We start from the raw sequence: 20,493 nt of genomic DNA on the forward strand, positions 1-20,493 counted from the left end.
GAGCTCAGGTAAAAAGCTCCGAAAGCATTGCCTCAAGATCGGCCCTCGCCTTGGGCGATAGATAGGGGCGCAGCAGGCTCGCGACCTGGCTCAGCCCCCAATGAACATGCTGCGGGCCGAGATCGTGAACGCCTTCCTGCAGTCCGAGATAGACGGCCCAATAGGTCGAGACGATCCACATATTCGTCAGGAGCGTTTTGCGGTCCTCCGCAGCGACGTTGATCAGATCGGCATCTTCCATTCGCTGAAAAATGACGTCGACGGAAAGACGCATACCACCACTGACCATCAGGATCGGTGCTCTTAGGCCCGGTGCGATTGCCAGCAGGCCCGGAATGTCGCGAAACAGGAAGCGATGGATCCAGACGAGCGAGAACCATTTGCGCAGAAAGCCGGCATAGGCTTTCGAATCCGCTCCCTCGACGGCGTCGGCTTCCTTGACCAGCGCTAACGCATCGGCTTCGAAGCGAGAAAACAAGGCCAGAACCAACGATTCCTTAGTGCGGAAATGGTAATAGAGATTGCCCTGATTGATCTGGACGGCCTTTGCGATCTCGGCCGTTGTCACCGCCTCCGGCCCCTTCTGATTGAAGAGCGACAGCGTCGAGGCAAGGATCCGTTCGCGCGTGCTGGGTTGCACCACCGGGTCCGTTCTCTTGCCTTTGTTGTCCGACACGCTCATTCCCCCTTGAAGCTCTAAGGCATTCACCTTACTTTTCTAAGGCAAATACCTTAAAATCGATCTACAGGCATTTGCAGGGCTGGACAAGGAGACCGAAGGATGAATGCAAGCGTCAACCCGGCTGATCTGGCGCCAAGCGAATTTCCGCTTACGCCGCGCTCGATGCCCCGTGTGCTCCTTTCGTTGATCCGCAACCCCCTTGATGCGCTACCGCCCCAGATCTTCGAAGAGCCGTTCGTTTTCACGCGGATGGCCGGAAAACTGCGGGTCTATCTCGCCGATCCCGAACTGATCTATCAGACGCTCGTCCGCAATTCCGATGCGCTCGGCAAGGGCGAAGATGTCCGTCGCCTGCTCGGCCCGGCGCTGGGCGACGGCATCCTGACCTCCGACGGTGCGCATTGGAAATGGCAGCGTCAATCCGTGGCCGGCGCCTTTCGCCACGAAAAGCTAGTGGAACTTCAACCAGCCATGATCGCGGCCGCCGAGCGCAGACGCAATCTCTGGCTTACGCACAAAGGCAGCTCCCTCGACCTCTGCCAGGAAATGATGCGCACGACCTTCGACATTATCGTCGAGACGATGATGTCGGGAGGCGACGGCATCGACGTCGACAAAGTCGAGCGCAATATCAGCAACTATCTCAAGCCGACCGGCTGGAAATTCGCGCTTGGATTGGTCGGTGCGCCGGACTGGATGCCCTACCCCGGCAAGGAGAAGGCAAAGACGGCCGTCGTCTTCCTGCGCGCCACGCTCGCCAAGGTCATTGCCGAGCGGCGGACAAGCAGCATCGAACGCCACGACCTCGTATCAATGCTGCTTGAGGCAGCCGATCCTGAAACTGGCCGGATGATGACCGATGAGGAAATCATCGACAATCTGATGACCTTTATCACCGCCGGACACGAAACGACGGCGCTCGGCCTGGCCTGGACACTTCACCTTCTCGCCCGTCATCCGGATTGTCAGGCCCGGCTCTTCGACGAGATCGCCAAGGTGACCGATGGCGGCCCTTTGCTTGCCGAGCATGTCGGCAAGCTCACCTATGCCAGACAGGTCTTTTCAGAATCCATGCGGCTTTACCCGCCGGCACCGGTCATATCGCGAATGGCCGTGCGCGAATTTACCCTTGGCGGCTACAGGATCCCGCCCGGCACGATCCTCTATGTCCCGATCTACGCCGTGCATCGCCACGCCGCCCTATGGGAGGACCCGCTGGTTTTCGATCCCGATCGCTTTGAGCCAGAGACGGTCAGATACCGCCATCGCTTTGCCTTCATGCCCTTCGGCGCCGGCCCGCGCGTGTGCATCGGCAACGGCTTCGCCATGATGGAAGCCGTAGCGATCCTTGCCGTCCTGCTTCAGAAGTTTCGTGTGATCGGCTCGGGCGACCCCTCGCCCAAGCCAGTCATGAAGGTCACTTTGCGGCCGATGCATCCTCTGCCGATCAGTCTCATCGAGCGATAGGCAAACCGGTCGCTAGCTTGCCACTGGCGGGACAAGGAAGGCCGACCGCCTCAGCCGCCCCAGGTCTGTTTGAGGACGCGGATCCAGTTTCCATGGGCGATCTTTGCAATCGCCTGATCGTCGAAACCATGCGCACGCAGGGCGTCGATCAGCTTCGGCAGGCCCGCGGCATCGCCGAGCGCCTGCGGAATGGTCGTGCCGTCGAAATCGGAACCGAGGGCGACATGCTCGATACCGATCCGCTCGGCGATGTAAGCGACGTGACGCACGAGGACATCCAGCGGCGTATCGGCGTTCTTCACCCCATCATCGCGCAGGAACAGCACGCCGAAATTGATGCCGACCAGACCATTCGTCTCGCGGATCGCATCGAGCTGCTTATCCGTCAGATTGCGGCTGTGCGGGCAGAGCGTATGAGCGTTGGAATGCGAGGCGACGAGCGGCGCGTTCGACAGCTTTGCGATGTCCCAAAAGCCCTTCTCGTTCATATGCGAGAGATCGATCATGATCCTGAGCTCGTTGCAGGCGCGGATCAGATCCTTGCCGGCATCGGTCAGGCCGGCGCCGATATCCGGCGTCGAGTTGAAGCGGAAAGGCACGCCGTGGGCAAAGACATTCGACCGGCTCCATACGGGGCCGAGCGAACGCAGGCCGGCAAGATGAAGAACATAGAGCGCGTCGAGATCTGCTCCGATCGCCTCCACGCCTTCGATGTGAAGAACAGCGGCAAATCGGCCCTCTGCGATAGAGCTGCGAATGTCGGCGGCCGAGCGGCAAACCTTCACCGCGCCATCCGACTGGGCTTCGATCGCAAAAAGGAGCCGGGCCATCGCCAGGGTTTCGTTCAGCGCGTCGGGCTGCGAAGGCGTTGCAAAATCGACGTTTTCGGCACGAGGCTGATCCGGAGAAGGGACAAATATCGCGCAAAGGCCGCCGGCCAGGCCGCCACGGCGCGCGCGCGGCAGATCGATATGCCCCGCGGCCTCGCCCTGCAAAAACGCGTTGACGGAATTCGAGCCGCCGCGGCGCAACCGCAGCAACACATCATTATGGCCATCAAAGACGGGGACTAGCGAAGATTGGGTCATGTCTCATTCCAAAATTGTTATTGATACCTGCCTAGGCAAGCTTGCCAGGCCGAGCAAATGCAAACCGCGCATAGGCTCTGCGAAAAACGGAATTAGTCGCTCGCAAGTGGCGCTGTTAAAGAACCGGGCGAAAATACGATAGCGGCCGAGCCGTGCCAAGCCTTGTCTGCTTGCCACCGGCTTCTGCCGTAAGAGTGAAAGGGGATTTCGCATGGTTTCCAGACGCCAGTTTCTCATGGGCAGCGCAACGCTGCCGTTCCTGTCCTACCTCGATCTTGCCGAATCGGCATTTGCCGCGACGCCGAAAGATGTACTCGTCGTTGCCCAGCAGCTCGATAATATGACGAGCCTCGACCCGCATGAAAGCTTCGAGGCCGTCGGCGGCGAAGTGATCAGCAACATGTACCAGAAGCTGGTGCACCCCAACACCGAAGATCCCTCCAAGGTCGATCCGGCACTGGCCGCATCGTGGGCTGCCGATGCGGACAGCAAGGTCTTCACCTTCAAGCTCGCCAAGGCGAGCTTTGCAAGCGGCTCTCCGGTCACGTCCGAAGATGTCGCCTTCTCGCTGCACCGCGCCATCAAGATGAACAAGGGCGCGGCCTTCATCATCAATCAATTCGGCTTTACCGCCGAGAATGTCGAAAGCCGCATCGTCGCAAAGGACGCCGAAACGCTGACGCTGACGACCGAAAAGCCGACCGCGATCTCCTTCCTGCTCTATTGCCTCTCGGCCAATATCGCCGCCGTGGTCGAAAAGAAGGTGGTGCTCGCCAACGAGACCAACAGCGACATGGGCAATGCCTGGCTGCAGAAGAACAGCGCCGGCTCCGGCAGCTTCCAGCTGCAGTCCTGGAAGGCGAGCGAAGCCGTTTCGCTGACACTTAACCCGCATGGCCCCTACAAGGGCAATCTGAAGCGCGTCATCCTGCGTCATGTCACTGACCCGGCCTCGCAGCTTCTGATGCTGAAGAAGGGCGATGTCGATATCGCCCGCGACCTGACCTCAGAACAGCTGCGCACCATCAAGAACGACGCCGAGTTCACGCTGGTGACCAAGAGCATCGCCGGGCTGGTCCTGATCTCGCTCAATCAGGGCATCGCCAACCTCGCAAAGCCGCAGGTCTGGCAGGCGGTGAAGTGGGCGCTCGACTACAAGGGCATGCAGGAAAACATCGTGCCCTTGACCCACAAGATCCACCAGAGCTTCGAGCCCGAAGGCTTCCCGTCCGCGATCAGCGATACGCCTTTCCAGAAGGACATCGCAAAGGCAAAGGCTTTGATGGCCGAAGCCGGGCTCGCAGATGGCTTCGACGTGACGATGGATCACTATGCCGCCCAGCCTTATCCGGACCTCGCACAGGCCATCCAGGCCAATCTCGCCGAGATCGGCATCCGTGTGAAGCTGCAGTCCGCCGAAAACCGGCAGGTCCTGACCAAGATGCGCGCGCGCCAGCACGAGATGGCACTTTCCGCATGGGGTACGGATTATTTCGATCCGAATTCCAACGGCGAAGTCTTCACCATCAACAAGGACAATTCCGACGACGCCAAGAGCAAGCCGTTCCTGTGGCGGTCGCGTTACAAGAACGACGATTTCGCCGCCAAGGCGGAAGCCGCGCGTGACGAGAAGGACCCGGCCAAGCGCATCGCGCTTTATGAAGCGCTGCAGCGCGAGCACATGCAGAACAGCCCCTTCGCCTTCATGTTCCAGACGGTGAAGACTGCGGCGTGCCGCAAGGCCGTGTCCGGCTTCCAGCTCGGTGCTCTTTCGGAAGCCAATTCCTATCGGGAGACCAGCAAGGCTTGACCCGTCGGATCAAATCCTTCTCCGCCATTCTGAGCAGCGTCGTCCTGACGCTGCTCGGACTGTCGATCGTCACCTTCCTCATCGGCCGCGTCATGCCGGTCGATCCGGTCATTGCCGCCGTCGGCGACAATGCACCGGAGGCTGTCGTCATACGCGTGCGTGCGGAAATGGGCCTTGATCAGCCCCTTCCGGTGCAGTTCCTGCATTACTTGAACCAGCTTCTTCATGGCGACCTCGGCATGTCGGTTCTGACGAAGAACCCGGTGTCGCAGGATATTGCCCGCTTCTTCCCCGCAACCTTCGAACTGGCGACCGCGGCCCTTATCCTTGCCGCCATCATCGGTATTCCGCTCGGCGTCTGGGCTGCCGTTCGGCAGGGAACGATCACGGATCAGGCGATCCGCGTCGTGTGCCTCGCCGGCCATTCCATTCCGGTTTTCATGCTGTCCCTCATTTCGCTGCTGATCTTCTATTCGGCGCTCGGCATCGCGCCCGGCCCCGGACGGCAGGACATCATTTATGACGGCATGATCACGCCGGTTACCGGGCTGCTTTCCGTGGACACACTGCTTGCCGGCGATCTCGACGCCTTCTGGGACGCGCTTGCCCATATGGCGCAACCGGTCTGCATCCTTGCCTATTTCAGCATGGCCTATATCGCCCGCATGACGCGCGCCTTCATGATCGACGCGCTAAAAGGCGAATTCGTGATTACCGCGCGCGCCAAGGGGCTGTCGCTGAGCCGGGTGATCTGGGGACACGCCTTCCCGACCGTCGCCGTGCAGCTGGTGACGGTGCTGGCATTGACCTATGCCGGCCTGCTCGAAGGTGCCGTCGTGACCGAAACTGTCTTTTCCTGGCCCGGTATCGGTCAATATCTGACCGCCTCGCTGATGAACGGCGACATGAATCCCGTCATCGGCACCACGCTCCTGATCGGCATCATCTATGTGGGGCTTAACCTCATCGCCGATCTTTTCTATCGCCTGCTCGACCCAAGGGTGCGCTGATGCTTGCAACCTTTCGCAATTGGGCACTCGACGAGTCCCCCACCTCCCGACGCCAGGCAGCCTGGGGTGATCGCTATCGCATCTGGCTGGGCCTGAAGGGCAATGCCCTCGGCATGATCGGCCTTTCGATCATCGTGCTGTTCATCCTGCTTGCCATTTTCGCACCGTGGCTCGCCACGCATGATCCCGCTGTCCAGGATCTGGCAAACCGGCTCGCACGCCCGAGTGCAGCTCATTGGCTCGGCACGGATGAGCTCGGTCGCGACATCTACTCCCGCCTGCTTTATGGCGGCCGCGTCACCCTCGGCATGGTCATTGCCGTCGTCGTGCTCGTCGCGCCGATCGGCCTCGCCATCGGCTGCATCGCCGGCTATTTCGGTGGCGTGGTCGATACCGCGCTGATGCGCCTGACCGACATCTTCCTTGCCTTTCCCCGTCTCGTGCTGGCGCTTGCCTTTGTGGCAGCACTGAAGCCGGGCGTCGAAAGCGCCGTGCTTGCGATAGCGCTCACCGCCTGGCCTCCTTATGCCCGGCTGGCGCGCGCCGAAACGATGACCGTACGTGGCGCCGATTTCATCGCGGCCTATCGCCTGACAGGCGCCTCCTCCTGGCGCATCATCATGCGACATATCGCGCCACTCTGCCTTCCGAGCCTCATCGTTCGCGTCACGCTCGACATGAGCTCCATCATCATCACCGCAGCAAGCCTCGGCTTCCTCGGCATGGGCGCTCAGCCGCCTTCGCCGGAATGGGGCGCGATGATCGCAACGGCCAAGCGCTTCATCTTCGAACAATGGTGGGTCGCAACGATCCCCGGCATCGCCATCTTCCTCGTCTCGCTCGCCTTCAATTTCCTGGGCGATGCGCTGCGCGACGTGCTCGATCCGAAGGGGAACTGATCCATGCTGGTCGAGATCGACAATCTGCGCATCGGCTTCAAGACGCGCACCGGCTTTGCTCCCGCGGTCAAAGGCGTTTCCCTGCGCCTTGGCGCCGAGAAGCTCGGCATCGTCGGCGAAAGCGGCTCCGGCAAGAGCCTGACGGCACGCGCATTGATGAAGCTTTTGCCAAGGCAGACCCGCATCGAAGCCGACAGGCTTGCCTTCGATGGCATCGACATTCTGTCCGCCAGCGAAAAGCAGATGCGCACCATCCGCGGCAAGCGGGCGGGCTTCATCCTGCAGGACCCGAAATACTCCCTGAACCCCGTCAAGACCATCGGCAATCAGGTTGCCGAAGCATGGCGGACGCATAAGGGCGGCAGCCGCCGCGAGGCGGCCGACGCTGCGGCCAATCTGTTGGAACAGGTCAAGATCCGCAACCCGAAGGCCGTCGCCGCCTCCTATCCGCATGAAGTCTCAGGCGGCATGGGCCAGCGCGTGATGATTGCCATGATGCTGGCGCCGGACCCCGAGCTGCTCATTGCCGACGAACCGACAAGTGCGCTCGATGCGACCGTGCAGGCCGAAATCCTGCGGCTGATCGAGGAGCTCGTCTCCGAGCGCTCCATGGGGCTACTGCTCATCAGCCACGACCTGCCGCTCGTCTCGCATTTCTGCGACCGCGTCGCCGTCATGTATTCCGGGCGCGTGATGGAAGAGCTGAAGGCTTCCGAGCTGCTTTCCGCCGCTCATCCCTATACGCGCGGTCTGCTGAACTGCATTCCTTCACTTACCCATCTCAGGGAACGACTGCCCATTCTCGAGCGTGACCCGGAGTGGCTGAAATGACGATAGAGATCGATAATCTGCGGATCCGCTTCGGCGAGCGCGAAGTCGTCAAGGGCGTCTCATTCCAGGTGGAGGAAGGTGGCAGCTTCGGTGTCGTCGGCGAAAGTGGCTCGGGCAAATCGACCGTACTGCGCGCGATGGCGGGCCTGAACACCAGCTGGCTGGGCCGCATCGCCTTCAACGGAGAAGACGCACCGCAGCACCGCACGCCGGATTTCTTTCGCAAGGTGCAGATGGTCTTCCAGGACCCTTATGGTTCGCTGCATCCGCGCCAGACCATTGACCGTATCCTGAGCGAGCTGCCGCTCGTTCACCGCATGGGCGACATCGATCGGCGTATCGCGTCAGCGCTCTCCGATGTCGCCCTGCCCCAAAGCGCCCGCTTCCGCTATCCGCATCAGCTCTCTGGCGGTCAGCGCCAGCGCGTCGCCATCGCGCGTGCATTGATTGCAGAGCCGAAAATCCTGCTGCTTGACGAGCCGACGAGCGCGCTCGACGTTTCCGTCCAGGCCGAGATTCTCAATCTGCTCTCCGACCTGCGTACGGAGCGGAAGCTCACCTATGTGATGGTCAGCCACAATCTCGGCGTGATCGCCCATCTCTGCACACGGGTCGGCGTCATGATTGATGGCCACATGGTCGAACAGCTGACGGCTGACGATCTGCGGCGCGGCAACGTGACCCACCCGCACACACGGGAACTGCGCCGCCTGAGCGTCGAGTTCGAGGAAGCGGAACCCGCTTAACCCGCATTTGCGAGGCATGCATGTCTGAAACGGTAAACTGGAAGGCGGCGCAGGAATGCGCTGCTCAATTCGCGCAAAGCTGGAACAATAATGAGCCGGGCGGCGCCGTCATTGGCTTCGATGAACGTGGTATCCGCTTTGCCGAAGCCGGCGGCGTCGAAAGCCTGTCGACGCTTACGCCGTTCACCGCCGCAAGCGTCGTTCGCTACGCCTCGGTGACGAAACATGCCTTCTGTGCGCTGGTGCTCGCACATTCCGACAAGATCGGTCTTGACGACCCTTTGGGCCGGCACCTACCCGAACTGCAGGCGCCCCTTCGCGATGTGACCGTCGGCCGCGCTCTCGACATGAGCGGCGGCCTGCCCGACACGCGCGAATGCCTGTCGCTGCTCGGACTTTCCGTCTACACCGAGACCAAGGCCGCTCCGCTGCTTGAATTTCTCGCGCGCCAGACGCGGTTGAACTACGAGGCCGGCACGGAGATTTCCTACTCCAATACGGGCTACCGTCTCGTGGAAGCCGCACTCGAACGAAAAGGCGTGTTCTTCCGCGACTACGTTCGCAAGGTCGGCACGCAGGCCGGCGCGGTATTGGATGCGCCCGATGTCTGGAACGATCCCGTCATCGGCCTGGTTCCCGGCTATTGGCTAGACGGAGAGCGCTGGCAGCTTTCGGCAGCCGGCCTGCATATCTCCGCCTCCGGCAGCATGACGGGCAGCGGCGAGAGCCTCGCGAAATGGCTGATCGGCCTCCTTGGCGACAAGGGATCTTTCGAAGGAGTCCTGGAGCAATTGTCGGCTGCGCGGCCGCTCGCCGATGGCGGAATAAGCGGTTACGGACTGGGCTTGCGCGAAAGCCAGCTTGGCAACCGCTCATTCATCGGACATGGCGGTTCTCATCCCGGCTACAAAAGCTACTTCCTGCTCGATCCCACCCGGAAAATCGGCTTTGTGGTGGTGTCGAACCGCGAGGATACCAACGGCTATAAGATCGCCGTGGAATCCATGGCGGCCTTCACCGGGGAAACCCTGCCGCGTGCTTCCACCGCGCTTCGCGACGGCACCTATGTGACCGAAAGCGGGCCATGGTGGATCAAGGTTGTCGGTAGCACGGTCACCTATCTCGATGCCGACGAAACCGTTTATGAGGATGAGGGATCCTGGGTTTCCTCACGCTCGGCTTCCTCGCCGATACGCCTGAAGATGGACGGCGAAGATATCGTCGGAGAGGTCGGACATGCGCAGCGTCGATTCCGCCCGGTCCGCGAGCAAGAGGTGCCGGCGTCCCTGTCCGGCGTCTGGAGCTCTTCCGAAGGCGCCCGCTTCGAGATCGAAAATGGCAGCGTGATCATGGGTATAGGCCCAGTGCGCCATCGCATGCCGTTGCGCGCATTGGGCAACGGACGCTTCCTGTTCACCCTTGTCGATGGTCCGTGGACCAAGCGAGTATGCCTCAATCTCCTTGGCGTGGATCGGCTGGAATTGGTGCTCGCCCGGGCAAGAATGATCGAATACCGTCGCGCCGGGTGATTGCATTCCCGGCTCATTCGGGCCAAGGAGAACCCGGCTTTGACAGCCGGTTTCTCTTGGGAGCTTCGAGTGGAAGTCAAATGGCTTGAAGATTTTCTGGCGCTGGCGCGGACGTTGAACTTTTCGAAGGCCGCCGACGAGCGCCATGTGACGCAATCGGCCTTCAGCCGCCGCATTCGGCAGCTGGAGGGCTGGGTTGGGACGAGCCTGATCGACCGGGCAACCTACCCTTCACGCCTGACTGCGGCCGGCGAGCGTTTCGTGCCGGTGGCCGAACAGAGCCTGCAGGTGCTCTACCAGGCGCGACGTAATCTCCAGCACGAGGATGGCACCGATGCACGCACGGTGACCCTGACGGCGCTGCACACCCTGTCCTTCACCTTCTTTCCGGATTGGCTAAGCAGGCTCAACGCGCGTATCGGCCCGATCGTCTCTCATTTGCGCGCCGATTCCGGCACCATGGAAGAAAACCTGAACTCCCTTATCGATGGGGAATGCGATTTCCTTCTCACCTACCAGCATCTGCACGTGCCGATGCTGCTCGATCCGCAATTCGAACATCATACACTTGGCCGGGAAACCATCCTGCCGGTTAGCGCCCCCGACGCCGACGGCACGCCGCTGCATCGCATCGAACCCGGCTTCAGCCATGTCAGCTACCAGAAGACATCCTTCTTCGGGCAATTGGTGGCAGGCACCATCGGGGAGCGCCTGCCGGCCGAAAACCGGGTGCATGTCGGCAGCATGTCCGTTGGCCTGAAGGGAATGGTCGCGGCCGGGTTCGGGCTCGCCTGGATCCCGGAAAGCCTTGTCAAAGCGGAACTTGCCGATGGCCGGCTGGTCTATGCCGCCGATCGCGAATGGAATATCGACGTGGAAATCCGCGTCTATCGCTCCCGCGAGAACCGCCGCCCGATCGTCGGGCGCATCTGGTCGATGCTCGACAAGCCCTGACGATCGGACGCTCCGTGCGGCAATCAGATCGCCGTGCGGCGGGCATTCTCCATGTAGAGCGCGCGCAGGCGCTTGAACATCGGGCCGGGCGTCCCGTCACCAACGGCAACGCCATCGATATTCGTGATGGGGACGATGAAGTTCGAAGCACTTGTCAGCCAGGCTTCGGCCGCAGTCTTTGCCTCTTCGACGGAGAACGGCCGTTCTTCCAGCGCCAGGCCCGCTTCTCGCGCCAAATCGAGAATAGCGAGCCTCGTGCAGCCCGGCAGTGTCGCATGGCTGTTGGCGCGCGTCACGATGCGGCCGTCACGCGTCACGATGTAGCCCGTCGACGACGCGCCTTCGGTCACCACGCCGTTTTCGACCAGCCACGCTTCATCGAAGCCTTCCGCTTTGGCGGCGCGTTTCGCCATCACCTGCGGCAGTAGGCAGACGCTCTTGATGTCACGCCGCGCCCAGCGCTGATCCGGCATTGACTTGACCTTGAGGCCTTTTTCGACGGCAGCGACGTGCTCCAGCGTCTTCGTCTGAGTGAAGATCACCAGGGTCGGCGGCAGGTCTTCGGCATAGAAGAAATTACGGTCCTCGGCGCCGCGGGTATACTGGAGATAGACGACGCCCTCGGTAAGCTGGTTTTCCGCCACGAGACGCTTCTCGATCTCGACGATCTCGTCAGTCGTGATGGGCAAGCAACCGCCGATTTCGCCCACGCTGCGCTCCAGCCGCGCCATATGGAGAGCACTATCGATCAGCTTGCCGTCCAGGACGGCGGTCACCTCATAAATGCCGTCGCCAAACAGGAAGCCGCGGTCGAAGATGGATAGATGCGCCTCGTTCTCAGGCAAGAAAGCACCGTTCAGATAGACGGTACGGATCGTCGGGGCAGACATGGAAACTCCGTAAAATGCGAAAAGGAGGAATGAAGGTCAGCGACGACCTGGGTGGGGCAGGCTTATAGCTTTGACCGTTGAGGCTTTGCCGGTCGCGGCATTGAAGCCCGTGGTCTCGATCGCCATGGCAAGGGAATTGAGGATCGCCTCTTCCGTGGCTTCGATTGCAGCTTCGAAGAGCGGCGATACGGCGTCGTTATTCAATGATGGAACCGCGCTCACGCCTTTGCGGCGTTCGGGGGTACGGCGCACGGCCTCGGCTGTCGAAAAGGCCAGCGCATAATCTCCCGAGCCGTTGCTCAGCGCCGCGCCGGTGCGCGCAAGCCCACCGAAACAGCGCTGTGCGAGCCTCTCGAGGTTACGCGAGCAAAGCGGAGCATCGGTCGCAAGCACGATGACGATGGAACCGTCCTTGTCGTGCTCCGCCGACGTCGCATAGTCGCGACCGGCAACGATGAGGTGGCCGCCGTAATTCGATTGTACAAGCACGCCGAGCCGGTAGGTCTCCTCGCCGACGGGCACGAGGCGGGAACTCGTCCCGATACCGCCCTTCAGGCCGAATGCGACCGTTCCAGTTCCGGCGCCGGCTGCGCCTTCCTCGACTGGCCCCGATGCCGCGCTGTCGATCGCCAGCGAGATTTCATCGACGCTCGGGCGCGCGGCGCGAATATCGTTGAGGCGTGAATCGTTGGTTTCGCCGACCACGGCGTTGATCGACACCACCTTGTCATTGCCCGGCTGGGCGAGCGTGTGACGGATAATGGCCTCGATGCCGCGCCCGACGGCCAGCGTGTTAGTGAGGACGACGGGCGTCTCGATCTCGCCAAGCTCGACGACCTGCGTGGAGCCGGCAAATTTTCCAAAGCCATTGAGAACGGCAAATCCGGCAGGCACCTTGTCCTGAAACAGATTGCCGCCATGCGGCAGGATCGCCGTGGCGCCCGTGCGGGTGCGCTCGCCTTCACGGCAGGTGACATGGCCGACGCGCACGCCGGCGACATCGGTGATCGCGTTCAGCGGGCCGGGCTCGAAATGGCCGGGCGCAGTGCCAAGCTCGCGGATTCTATAGCGCTTCTGGTCCATTACTCATGCCTCATAGGGTTGCCGGGACATTACTCTGCCGCGCAGCCGGAAGGCACAACAAAAACGGAATAGTTTCAGACCGGCTTTGCAAAGGAAGAGGTTGCCTGTTGCGTCTAAAGACAACAACTGACACGGGCGGGTGCGCGAGCGGACGCGGACGAGCGCCGCGTCGATCCATCGCCATGACCCGAAAGCCGCGCATACGCAGGATATGACGCAACCATCCCGACATGGCGGCAACGTGTTTCCCGACGGGCGATACAGTTGCCGGAACGCACTCGCCTTCGCGATGCCCCACGCCTCACGCACGCGCCCGTCTTGTTGTCACCTTTTGACACAAGCGGCCGCTGTAACGACAGGTTGAGCAACCGTCGGACTTGCCTTTTCAAAAAGGCGCTGCAAATGAATGCCTTAGCATGGTAGAAATACGGAAATAGGCATGAGTCACGAGCTTCTCTCCTCCCGCAGACGAGAGGCTTTGGGCGCTTTCCTATAGAAGCGGGGGCGCTGTCTTCTGCCAGAATGATGGACGAAGATGTGACGGCGATGCTCTTGCTCTGTCCTGACGGTATCTGAGGAGACCAGATTGCCTGACTTTCGACACGAGGAACCGTCCACGTCTGTGGAGGTGATAGCGGAAGATCAAGTGGGGAGCGAGGACGGCAAGCCCGCGCAGGCTGAACGGCGGCGTTTTCCCCGCTCGGTAAAGACAGCCGTCGAAGAACCCCGCCCGCAAGTGCCGGCTTTGAGGCCACTGCTGTTTTCTACACGCGATCTTGAACCCCGGGCGCAATTTGCCGCCTGGCAGACCTATGTATCTCCCCTCATCGACATAAGACTGCCAGACAATGTTTCTCCAGAAGCGGGATTTGCCGCCGACCACGCCGCCTGGAATCTCGGCGGAATGCTCATCGTTCAACACACAACCCCACCCCACAGCTATATGCGCTCGCAGGCAAAGGTGAAAGCGAATTTTGTCGACCACTGGCACATTTCCGCGCTGCGCAGCGGCAGAACCTGGACCGAGGTGGACGGGCTTGTTTCGGAAGGCGAGCCGGGCAAAATGGAGCTGCGATCTCTGGAACGCCCCTTTCGAGGCCGTTCCACGGAAGCGAAAACCCTGTCTCTTATCCTGCCGCGCACATTGCTGTCCGATACGCCCGCCTCGATCGAGATCAGGAACAATGTCGCCCTTTCGGGTATGCTGACCAAGCTGTTGATCGATTATCTGGATATTATCCAAGCCAATCTCGCGAGCTTCATCGCGGCGGATCTGCCGCATGTCGTGCAGACATTACGCGACATGATCCTGACGTGCGTTTCGTCCTCAGCCGAGCAATCGGTCGGCACCGAGCATCACAGCATGGTTACCGTGACGGAACGCGTGCGGCGGTTCGTGGAGAACAATCTAGCCTCGAGCGATCTGACGGTGGAACAGATATGCCGCCAAGTCGGTACGTCCCGCACCAGGCTCTATCAGATCTTCGAACAGGAAGGTGGCGTTCACCATTACATGCAGCGGCGGCGTCTTCTTTCCGCACATGCGGCACTCAGCGACCCTTCCAATCGTGAGCAGATTGTCGACATCGCCTTTGCAGTCGGCTTTTCGTCGGCGGCGCACTTCAGCCGGGCTTTCAGCAAGGAATTTGGCTACAGTCCCCGCGAGGCGAGAAACCTCACCACCCCGCACTATCGCGGCCAAACGACGTCACCAGCATCGACCGATGGAACCGAATCCTTCGACGAATGGCTAAGGACGCTCAGCCACAACCGCTGACCAAAACCGACACCCTTTACCATGGCTCTGAGTTGCCGCGCGATCGTCCGCGCAAGCGACAACATGCGCCCTGCGCCTGCCATGCGAAGGCTCCGGCACAAAGTTCCACAATTGCGAAAATGGACGCTGCTGCAAGTTTCCGGATGCGTGGCTAACGACACTCAACCCGTAACTTATTAAAAATGAAACGAATAATTCAGCCAGTATCCAAGCCTTGGTGTGGCGAAACACTCTGCCCATCAAGGCATTTTGAGGGAGCAAATCGATGGTATCGACCCGGCAGACAATTGAGATCACTAAGCCACAGCATACCGCCAACGATGCGTACCGCGCAGTCGAGCGTGAGGAAATCCTGGAGGTGGCATTTCGGGATTTCGTGCGGGCGGTCGTCGCTGCCGGCTGGAGCGAATCCGAGGTCGCTCTGACCTTGGCCGACATCGCGGACGATTACGTCATGGCCCTCGCCGGAAGAGTTGCCGGAAAATAGTGTTGCGTAACCTCGGTGCTCCGCAGGGGTGAGCACGAAAAGTTATCCGCAACTCTTGGCGATGTCGCCGGTGCCACCGCTGACGGGAAGGCGGTTCACCGGCGACATCCATTTTACCGGATAGGCGAGCACGGTCTCTTAGTCCAGCGCGGTCCGGATAAGGTCACGACGACCAACGACACGATGAAAATCAGGTGACATCTCAGGTTTTGGCGGACATGGAATCCGCGATCTGATTTTGTGCGTTACTCATCCCCGGCTCGGCGATCAACCGGATTTTGAGCACCTTAACCGGCGATCCGGACAGACCGGCCGGCGGAGCGATAATGTTGCACATCAAGCAAAGCACCGCGGCAACCACGCTCGGCAGGATCGAATCGCCGTATATGAATCCCCATTCTGCCTTCCGCCGAGATTGGTGTTATGACAAAAGAATGACAACCTTCCCGTGTGGTATAGAGCCGAAAGAGCCTTCTGTCGCCGATCAGCCGTGTCGCGCTATTCGCCGATTCCGGTGATCATCGGTTTGAACGCTACCGTCTTTTGTTCGGAAACCTGATCGGCCGCCACCGCCTGCCGGACCAGCCGGGCCGCAGCCTCCCCCATGGCGCGTCTTGGCGAACGCGACGTTGCGATCGGCGCCGGCAGAGAGTTGACGAGGTCCAGTCCGTTGAAGCCGGCGATTAAAATCTTCTGAGGAACAGCAACCCCGAGCTCCATGCAGGCGAACAAACCGCCGCTGGCCATATCGTCATTGGAATAATAGATGCAGTCGAGATCGGGAACGGCCGCAAGCATCGCAGTCGTCAACCGCTTGCCCAAGGCTATCGAGGAAAAGGCATCATCGAGCCGCTGATCCACGAAGTGCATACCGTGCGCGTGTAAAACGCTTTCGAAGGCCGCTTTGCGCTTGCCGGCTCGCAGATCCCTATCGAGCGCGCTGCCGACATAGCCGAACCGCCCGCGGCCGGCCGCGACAAGTACACTTGCCATGGCGGCACCAGCCTCACTATGCGACAACCCGACATTGAAATCGATCGGCGTGCCATCGAGATCCATAAGCTGGATAATCGGGATGTTGGCCCGCCGCAGCAGCTGCACCGTTTCCTCCGGCTGATCGAGCCCGGTGACGATGATGGCGCATGGCTGCCAGGAGAGCATGTCGCGGATGATCTCACGCTCCTTCGCCACGTCATAGTCGGATATGCCGAACACGGCCTGCAGGCCGGAGCCATCGAGACCGGCAGAAATACCGGCAAGCACTTCGGGAAAAACGATATTCGACATGCTGGGGACGACGACCGCGACCAGGTTGGTGCGCTGCGAGGAAAGCGAGAGCGCCAGCCTGTTGCCGACATAATTCATCCGCGCTGCCGCCTCGATGACCCGGCCACGCGTTTCGCGGGAGACGTCGGCAACGCCGCGAAGCGCACGCGATGCCGTCATCTTGCTGACGCCCGCTTCGATCGCGACTTCTTCCAGAGTGGGTTTGCGCATCCCCAAGCGACCCTCGATGAACCATGGCGGCAGGCACGTCGCCACTTCTCTTCATAGAATGTTTCCCCGAAAAGGCAAACGCCCCTCTATTGACAACGGCCAGCAAACTGAGGCTTGTTACCGATACCGGTATCGGTAACATAGGTAGAAATTGCAGAGGTAGCACCGTGCAGCACAAGAGGAAGGCCGCCGTCATCGGCTTGGGGTCCATGGGTTGGGGCGCTGCCCTGTCGCTCCTCAAAGCGGGTTTTACCGTGCGCGGATGCGATGTTCGAAGCGATGTCCTCGCCCGCTTTGCCGAGAACGGCGGCACATCCTGCACGACGCCGGCATCTGCGGCGGAAGATGCCGACGCGATCCTCGTCTATGTCGTCAACAGCAGGCAGGTCGAAGATGTTCTTTTCGGGCAGAACGGCGCGTTGGAAACCGCGCAGGCCTCGACGGTATTTCTGCTCTGCACCACTATGGCTCCCAGCGCCACGACAGCCATCGCCGAAAGGCTGGAAGCATCCGGCATGCGCGTCGTCGATGCCCCGGTTTCGGGCGGCCATGTTCGCGCGCTATCAGGCGAGATCACCGTCATGGCGTCAGGCACGCCCGAGGCCTTCGATCAAGCATCCACGGTCCTCGATGCGATCTCGGCCAAGGTCTTCCGGCTCGGCGACCGCCCCGGTCCGGGCTCGCAAGTCAAGATGATCAACCAGTTGCTTGCCGGTGTGCACATCGCCGCGACAGCCGAAGCCATGACCCTTGCCGCCAAGGCCGGCATCGATCTGCAGACGCTCTACGACGTGATTCGCGTTTCCGCCGGCTCGTCCTGGATGTTCGAGAACCGCGGCGAGCACATCGTATCCGGCGATTATACCCCGCGCTCGGCGGTCAATATCTTCGTCAAGGACCTTGGCATCGTGACGGCCGAGGCCGGCAAAGCCGGAGCGGTCACCCCGCTCGCCACTGCAGCGCTTGACCTCTTCGTCGAAGCATCGGAAGCCGGCCTGGGTCTGGAGGACGATGCCGCAGTTGCAAAAATCCTGGCCGCCAAGAGCGGAGCGAGCCTTCCGGGCGTAGGGGACTAGGCAATGACGCTCCTGCTTGGCTGCATCGCGGATGACTTCACCGGGGCGACCGATCTTGCCGCTCTCCTCGCCCGCAGCGGATTGCCTGTTTCGCTGCGGATCGGCATACCGCGGGAGAAGCGAGATCCGAACGACACGGCAGCCTTCGAGGTCATCGCCTTGAAATGCCGGACCTCGCCGGTCGATCTCGCCGTCGAGCAGGCTCGTCAGGCGCTCGCATGGCTGAAGGAAGCAGGCGCCAGCCGCTTTTTCTGGAAATATTGCTCGACATTCGACAGTACGGCCGAAGGCAATATCGGACCGATCGCGGACATGCTGCTGACGGAAACGGGCGCGAGGCAGACGATCTATTGTCCAGCCTTTCCAGAGAACGGCCGCAGCGTGTTTATGGGCCATCTCTTCGTTGGAGAACAGCTTCTGTCGGAAAGCCCAATGAAGGACCATCCGCTCACTCCGATGCGCGATTCGAATCTTGTCCGGCTTCTGACGCCACAAGTGGCCGGCGATGTCGGCCTTGCCAATCACAATATCGTCTCGAAGGGCCTGACGGCGCTGCGGGCGAGGCTGGCGCAACTCAGCCACGACGGCATCCGGCATGTGATCGTCGATGCCGTTGGCGACGATGATCTCGGCACGATCGCCGCCGCATCGTTCGACATGCCGCTGCTGACGGGTGGCAGCGCAATCGCCGGCCAGCTTCCGCCGCTTTACCTGGAACAAGGGCTGGCAAGCCGCGCGGCCCATAGACGGGCACTGCCGAAGGTCGCCGGCGGGGCGGTCGTTCTATCCGGCAGTTGCTCTGCCATGACACGCCGACAGGTCGCCAACTATGCGGAACAAGTCGCAAGCCTGCGGCTGGACCCCATCGCGCTCGCCGAAGGCGGCGCGGCAGCAGCCCGCGAATGGCTGCGTCGGCAATCCCCCGATGCACCCAGGCTCATCTACGCGACCGCCGAACCCGAGGACGTGCGGCAGGCACAGGAGCGATTGGGTCGGGAAAAAGCGGGTCAGGTGGTCGAAGAGGCGCTTTCCGAGATTGCCCGCGACGCCTTTGATTACGGGACGCGCCGCTTCGTCGTCGCCGGCGGGGAGACCTCGGGCGCGATCACGCAGGCGCTCGGCGTCACGCAACTATCGATCGGCCCGGAAATAGCGTCGGGCGTCCCATGGACCTTCGCAACCGTCGAAGGAGAGACGATCGCACTTGCGCTGAAATCGGGCAACTTCGGCGGCGAAACCTTCTTCACGGACGCTTTTGACCGATTGGGTGCGACATGAGCGAAGAAGCCAGCTTGCGCGAGCAAATCTGCATGATGGCCAAATCGCTTTACGATCGCGGCCTGACCGCCGGCTCCTCCGGCAATATTTCCGCGCGCCTCAGCGACGGGCGCCTGCTGGTGACGCCGACGGGCAGCTCCTTCGGACGCCTCGACCCCGCACGCCTCTCGCTGTTCGATAGCGAAGGACGCCTGATCGGTGGCGATAAGCCGACGAAGGAAATGCCGCTGCATGCGGCCTTCTACGAGACGCGGCCGAAAAAGACAGGCGCCGTGGTGCATCTTCACTCCAGCCATTCGGTTGCACTCTCGATCTTGCCCGACGTCGATACCGACAACATGCTGCCACCGTTGACGGCCTATTCGATCATGAAGCTCGGCAAGGTGAAGCTTCTGCCCTATTTCATGCCGGGCGATCCGGCCATGGGCGATGCCATTCGCGGCCTTGCCGGCAAGCGCAGCGCCGTGATGCTGGCCGCGCACGGACCTGTGGTCTCGGCCAAGGATCTGGCAGCGGCGGTTTATGCGATAGAGGAATTGGAGGAGACGGCAAAGCTTGCCATGCTGACGCGCGGGGCCAATCCTTGCCTGCTGACGGATGCGCAGATCGCCGATCTCGTTCGCACCTACGATGTGGAGTGGGACTGAACATGCTGCGCTTTTCGGCCAATCTGGGCTTTCTTTGGCAGGAGCTTCCCCTTCCAGACGCGATCCGCGCCGCCAAAGCAGCCGGCTTCGACGCCGTGGAATGCCACTATCCCTATGACATCTCGCGTGAAGCGGTACGCCGGGCGCTGGTCGAAACCGGTCTTCCCATGCTCGGCCTCAATACCGCCCGTGGCAATGTCGCGGCTGGCGACAATGGTCTGGCGGCCATTCCGGGACGCGAGGACGAAGCGCGCCATGTCATCGATCAGGCGATCGATTACGCTGGCGCCATCGGCGCGCGAAACGTGCATGTGATGGCCGGTAAAGCCGCCGGTGACGAGGCGCGAACCACCTTCATCGCCAACCTGCGCTACGCCTGCGACCGCGCCGGCAAGCTTGGCGTGACCGTGCTGATCGAGCCGTTGAACCATCGTGACGCGCCGGGCTATTTCCTGGAGACCACGGATCAGGCGCTCGATATCATAGCTGCGGTGGACACGGAGAACATCAAATTGATGTTCGATTGCTACCACATCCAGATCATGGAGGGCGACCTGACGCACCGGCTGCAGGCGCATATGGCGGCGATCGGCCACATCCAGATTGCCGCCGTTCCGGATCGGCGTGAACCGGATCACGGCGAGATCGACTACCGTCACATTCTGCAGCTCCTGGAAACGCTTGGCTATGACAAGCCGATCGGCGCGGAATATCGGCCGGCAACCACGACGGAGGCCGGGTT

Annotated in this window: 19 protein-coding genes; 14 read left to right on the forward strand and 5 right to left on the reverse strand. The window is 61.2% G+C overall.

The genetic code is table 11. The annotated features are described in order from the left end of the window. Positions 1-4: 4 nt before the first annotated feature. Entirely contained in the window at positions 5-676 is a 672-nt protein-coding gene (locus RHSP_RS09555; RefSeq protein ID WP_004115450.1) for a TetR/AcrR family transcriptional regulator, read from the reverse strand. 105 nt (positions 677-781) lie between these two features. On the opposite strand from RHSP_RS09555, the gene RHSP_RS09560 reads away from it, so the two are divergent. Continuing rightward, entirely contained in the window at positions 782-2,149 is a 1,368-nt protein-coding gene (locus tag RHSP_RS09560; protein WP_004115453.1) for a cytochrome P450, read from the forward strand. A gap of 50 nt (positions 2,150-2,199) precedes the next feature. On the opposite strand, the gene RHSP_RS09565 is transcribed toward RHSP_RS09560, so the two are convergent. Further along, complete coding sequence (locus RHSP_RS09565; RefSeq protein WP_004115456.1) at positions 2,200-3,237, reverse strand: dipeptidase; 1,038 nt, start codon at positions 3,235-3,237, stop codon at positions 2,200-2,202. A 211-nt stretch (positions 3,238-3,448) separates the two neighbouring features. Here RHSP_RS09565 and RHSP_RS09570 point away from each other — a divergent pair, with 211 nt between their 5' ends. The 7 genes from RHSP_RS09570 to RHSP_RS09600 all read left to right on the forward strand — a co-directional run bounded on the left by RHSP_RS09570 (position 3,449) and on the right by RHSP_RS09600 (position 11,016). Further along, complete coding sequence (locus RHSP_RS09570) at positions 3,449-5,047, forward strand: ABC transporter substrate-binding protein (protein WP_004115459.1); 1,599 nt, start codon at positions 3,449-3,451, stop codon at positions 5,045-5,047. Continuing rightward, entirely contained in the window at positions 5,044-6,057 is a 1,014-nt protein-coding gene (locus RHSP_RS09575) for an ABC transporter permease (RefSeq protein WP_004115462.1), read from the forward strand. Before RHSP_RS09570 ends, RHSP_RS09575 begins: the two co-directional genes overlap by 4 nt. Beyond that, positions 6,054-6,956, forward strand: coding sequence for an ABC transporter permease (locus RHSP_RS09580; RefSeq protein WP_086005350.1), 903 nt, complete (start codon positions 6,054-6,056; stop codon positions 6,954-6,956). Before RHSP_RS09575 ends, RHSP_RS09580 begins: the two co-directional genes overlap by 4 nt. Positions 6,957-6,959: 3 nt before the next feature. Beyond that, positions 6,960-7,787 (forward strand): ABC transporter ATP-binding protein, encoded by an 828-nt coding sequence (locus RHSP_RS09585; protein ID WP_004115468.1) that lies wholly within the window; start codon positions 6,960-6,962, stop codon positions 7,785-7,787. After that, the gene (locus tag RHSP_RS09590; RefSeq protein ID WP_004115471.1) at positions 7,784-8,533 is read left to right on the forward strand and encodes an ABC transporter ATP-binding protein; all 750 of its coding nucleotides are present in this window, start codon (positions 7,784-7,786) and stop codon (positions 8,531-8,533) included. Before RHSP_RS09585 ends, RHSP_RS09590 begins: the two co-directional genes overlap by 4 nt. A gap of 20 nt (positions 8,534-8,553) precedes the next feature. Next, positions 8,554-10,062 carry a serine hydrolase domain-containing protein gene (locus RHSP_RS09595; RefSeq protein ID WP_004115473.1) on the forward strand — a complete coding sequence of 503 codons (1,509 nt, stop codon included), beginning with the start codon at positions 8,554-8,556 and terminating at the stop codon, positions 10,060-10,062. Positions 10,063-10,131: 69 nt separating this feature from the next. Beyond that, complete coding sequence (locus RHSP_RS09600; protein WP_037150842.1) at positions 10,132-11,016, forward strand: LysR family transcriptional regulator; 885 nt, start codon at positions 10,132-10,134, stop codon at positions 11,014-11,016. A 23-nt stretch (positions 11,017-11,039) separates the two neighbouring features. Here RHSP_RS09600 and RHSP_RS09605 read toward each other — a convergent pair whose 3' ends face one another. Then, entirely contained in the window at positions 11,040-11,906 is an 867-nt protein-coding gene (locus tag RHSP_RS09605; RefSeq protein WP_004115479.1) for a D-amino-acid transaminase, read from the reverse strand. A 36-nt stretch (positions 11,907-11,942) separates the two neighbouring features. Further along, positions 11,943-12,989 carry a P1 family peptidase gene (locus tag RHSP_RS09610; protein WP_004115482.1) on the reverse strand — a complete coding sequence of 349 codons (1,047 nt, stop codon included), beginning with the start codon at positions 12,987-12,989 and terminating at the stop codon, positions 11,943-11,945. Between the two features lie 622 nt (positions 12,990-13,611). Between RHSP_RS09610 and RHSP_RS09615 the strand changes: the two genes are divergently transcribed. Both RHSP_RS09615 and RHSP_RS09620 read left to right on the forward strand, forming a co-directional pair. Continuing rightward, complete coding sequence (locus tag RHSP_RS09615; protein WP_004115483.1) at positions 13,612-14,766, forward strand: helix-turn-helix domain-containing protein; 1,155 nt, start codon at positions 13,612-13,614, stop codon at positions 14,764-14,766. A gap of 265 nt (positions 14,767-15,031) precedes the next feature. Continuing rightward, positions 15,032-15,253, forward strand: a complete 222-nt coding sequence (locus RHSP_RS09620; RefSeq protein ID WP_004115486.1) for a hypothetical protein — start codon at positions 15,032-15,034, stop codon at positions 15,251-15,253. 498 nt (positions 15,254-15,751) lie between these two features. Here the strand turns inward: RHSP_RS09620 and RHSP_RS09630 are convergent, their stop codons facing one another. After that, positions 15,752-16,750 (reverse strand): LacI family DNA-binding transcriptional regulator, encoded by a 999-nt coding sequence (locus RHSP_RS09630; RefSeq protein WP_004115490.1) that lies wholly within the window; start codon positions 16,748-16,750, stop codon positions 15,752-15,754. 167 nt (positions 16,751-16,917) lie between these two features. Here RHSP_RS09630 and ltnD point away from each other — a divergent pair, with 167 nt between their 5' ends. From ltnD to RHSP_RS09650, 4 genes are all read left to right on the forward strand, one after another. Further along, on the forward strand, positions 16,918-17,826 hold the full coding sequence (gene ltnD, locus RHSP_RS09635) for an L-threonate dehydrogenase (RefSeq protein WP_037150846.1): 909 nt from the start codon (positions 16,918-16,920) through the stop codon (positions 17,824-17,826). Positions 17,827-17,829: 3 nt separating this feature from the next. Continuing rightward, the gene (otnK, locus tag RHSP_RS09640) at positions 17,830-19,104 is read left to right on the forward strand and encodes a 3-oxo-tetronate kinase (RefSeq protein WP_004115495.1); all 1,275 of its coding nucleotides are present in this window, start codon (positions 17,830-17,832) and stop codon (positions 19,102-19,104) included. After that, positions 19,101-19,751, forward strand: coding sequence for a 3-oxo-tetronate 4-phosphate decarboxylase (gene otnC / locus RHSP_RS09645; RefSeq protein ID WP_004115498.1), 651 nt, complete (start codon positions 19,101-19,103; stop codon positions 19,749-19,751). The genes otnK and otnC overlap by 4 nt, the downstream gene beginning before the upstream one ends. A 2-nt stretch (positions 19,752-19,753) precedes the next feature. Beyond that, positions 19,754-20,493: hydroxypyruvate isomerase family protein (locus RHSP_RS09650; RefSeq protein WP_037150849.1), on the forward strand; the 740-nt coding region annotated here is incomplete at its 3' end.

Source organism: Rhizobium freirei PRF 81, from assembly GCF_000359745.1.
GTDB lineage: Bacteria > Pseudomonadota > Alphaproteobacteria > Rhizobiales > Rhizobiaceae > Rhizobium > Rhizobium freirei.

What these genes read in the sequence shown, in the direction of transcription:
- RHSP_RS09565 (WP_004115456.1), bottom strand. Translation starts at nt 3,237, where the DNA reads ATGACCCAATCTTCGCTAGTCCCCGTCTTTGATGGCCATAATGATGTG.
- RHSP_RS09620 (WP_004115486.1), top strand. Translation starts at nt 15,032, where the DNA reads ATGGTATCGACCCGGCAGACAATTGAGATCACTAAGCCACAGCATACC.
- otnC (WP_004115498.1), top strand. Translation starts at nt 19,101, where the DNA reads ATGAGCGAAGAAGCCAGCTTGCGCGAGCAAATCTGCATGATGGCCAAA.
- RHSP_RS09630 (WP_004115490.1), bottom strand. Translation starts at nt 16,750, where the DNA reads ATGCGCAAACCCACTCTGGAAGAAGTCGCGATCGAAGCGGGCGTCAGC.
- RHSP_RS09570 (WP_004115459.1), top strand. Translation starts at nt 3,449, where the DNA reads ATGGTTTCCAGACGCCAGTTTCTCATGGGCAGCGCAACGCTGCCGTTC.
- RHSP_RS09590 (WP_004115471.1), top strand. Translation starts at nt 7,784, where the DNA reads ATGACGATAGAGATCGATAATCTGCGGATCCGCTTCGGCGAGCGCGAA.
- RHSP_RS09595 (WP_004115473.1), top strand. Translation starts at nt 8,554, where the DNA reads ATGTCTGAAACGGTAAACTGGAAGGCGGCGCAGGAATGCGCTGCTCAA.
- RHSP_RS09605 (WP_004115479.1), bottom strand. Translation starts at nt 11,906, where the DNA reads ATGTCTGCCCCGACGATCCGTACCGTCTATCTGAACGGTGCTTTCTTG.
- otnK (WP_004115495.1), top strand. Translation starts at nt 17,830, where the DNA reads ATGACGCTCCTGCTTGGCTGCATCGCGGATGACTTCACCGGGGCGACC.
- RHSP_RS09585 (WP_004115468.1), top strand. Translation starts at nt 6,960, where the DNA reads ATGCTGGTCGAGATCGACAATCTGCGCATCGGCTTCAAGACGCGCACC.
- RHSP_RS09610 (WP_004115482.1), bottom strand. Translation starts at nt 12,989, where the DNA reads ATGGACCAGAAGCGCTATAGAATCCGCGAGCTTGGCACTGCGCCCGGC.
- RHSP_RS09560 (WP_004115453.1), top strand. Translation starts at nt 782, where the DNA reads ATGAATGCAAGCGTCAACCCGGCTGATCTGGCGCCAAGCGAATTTCCG.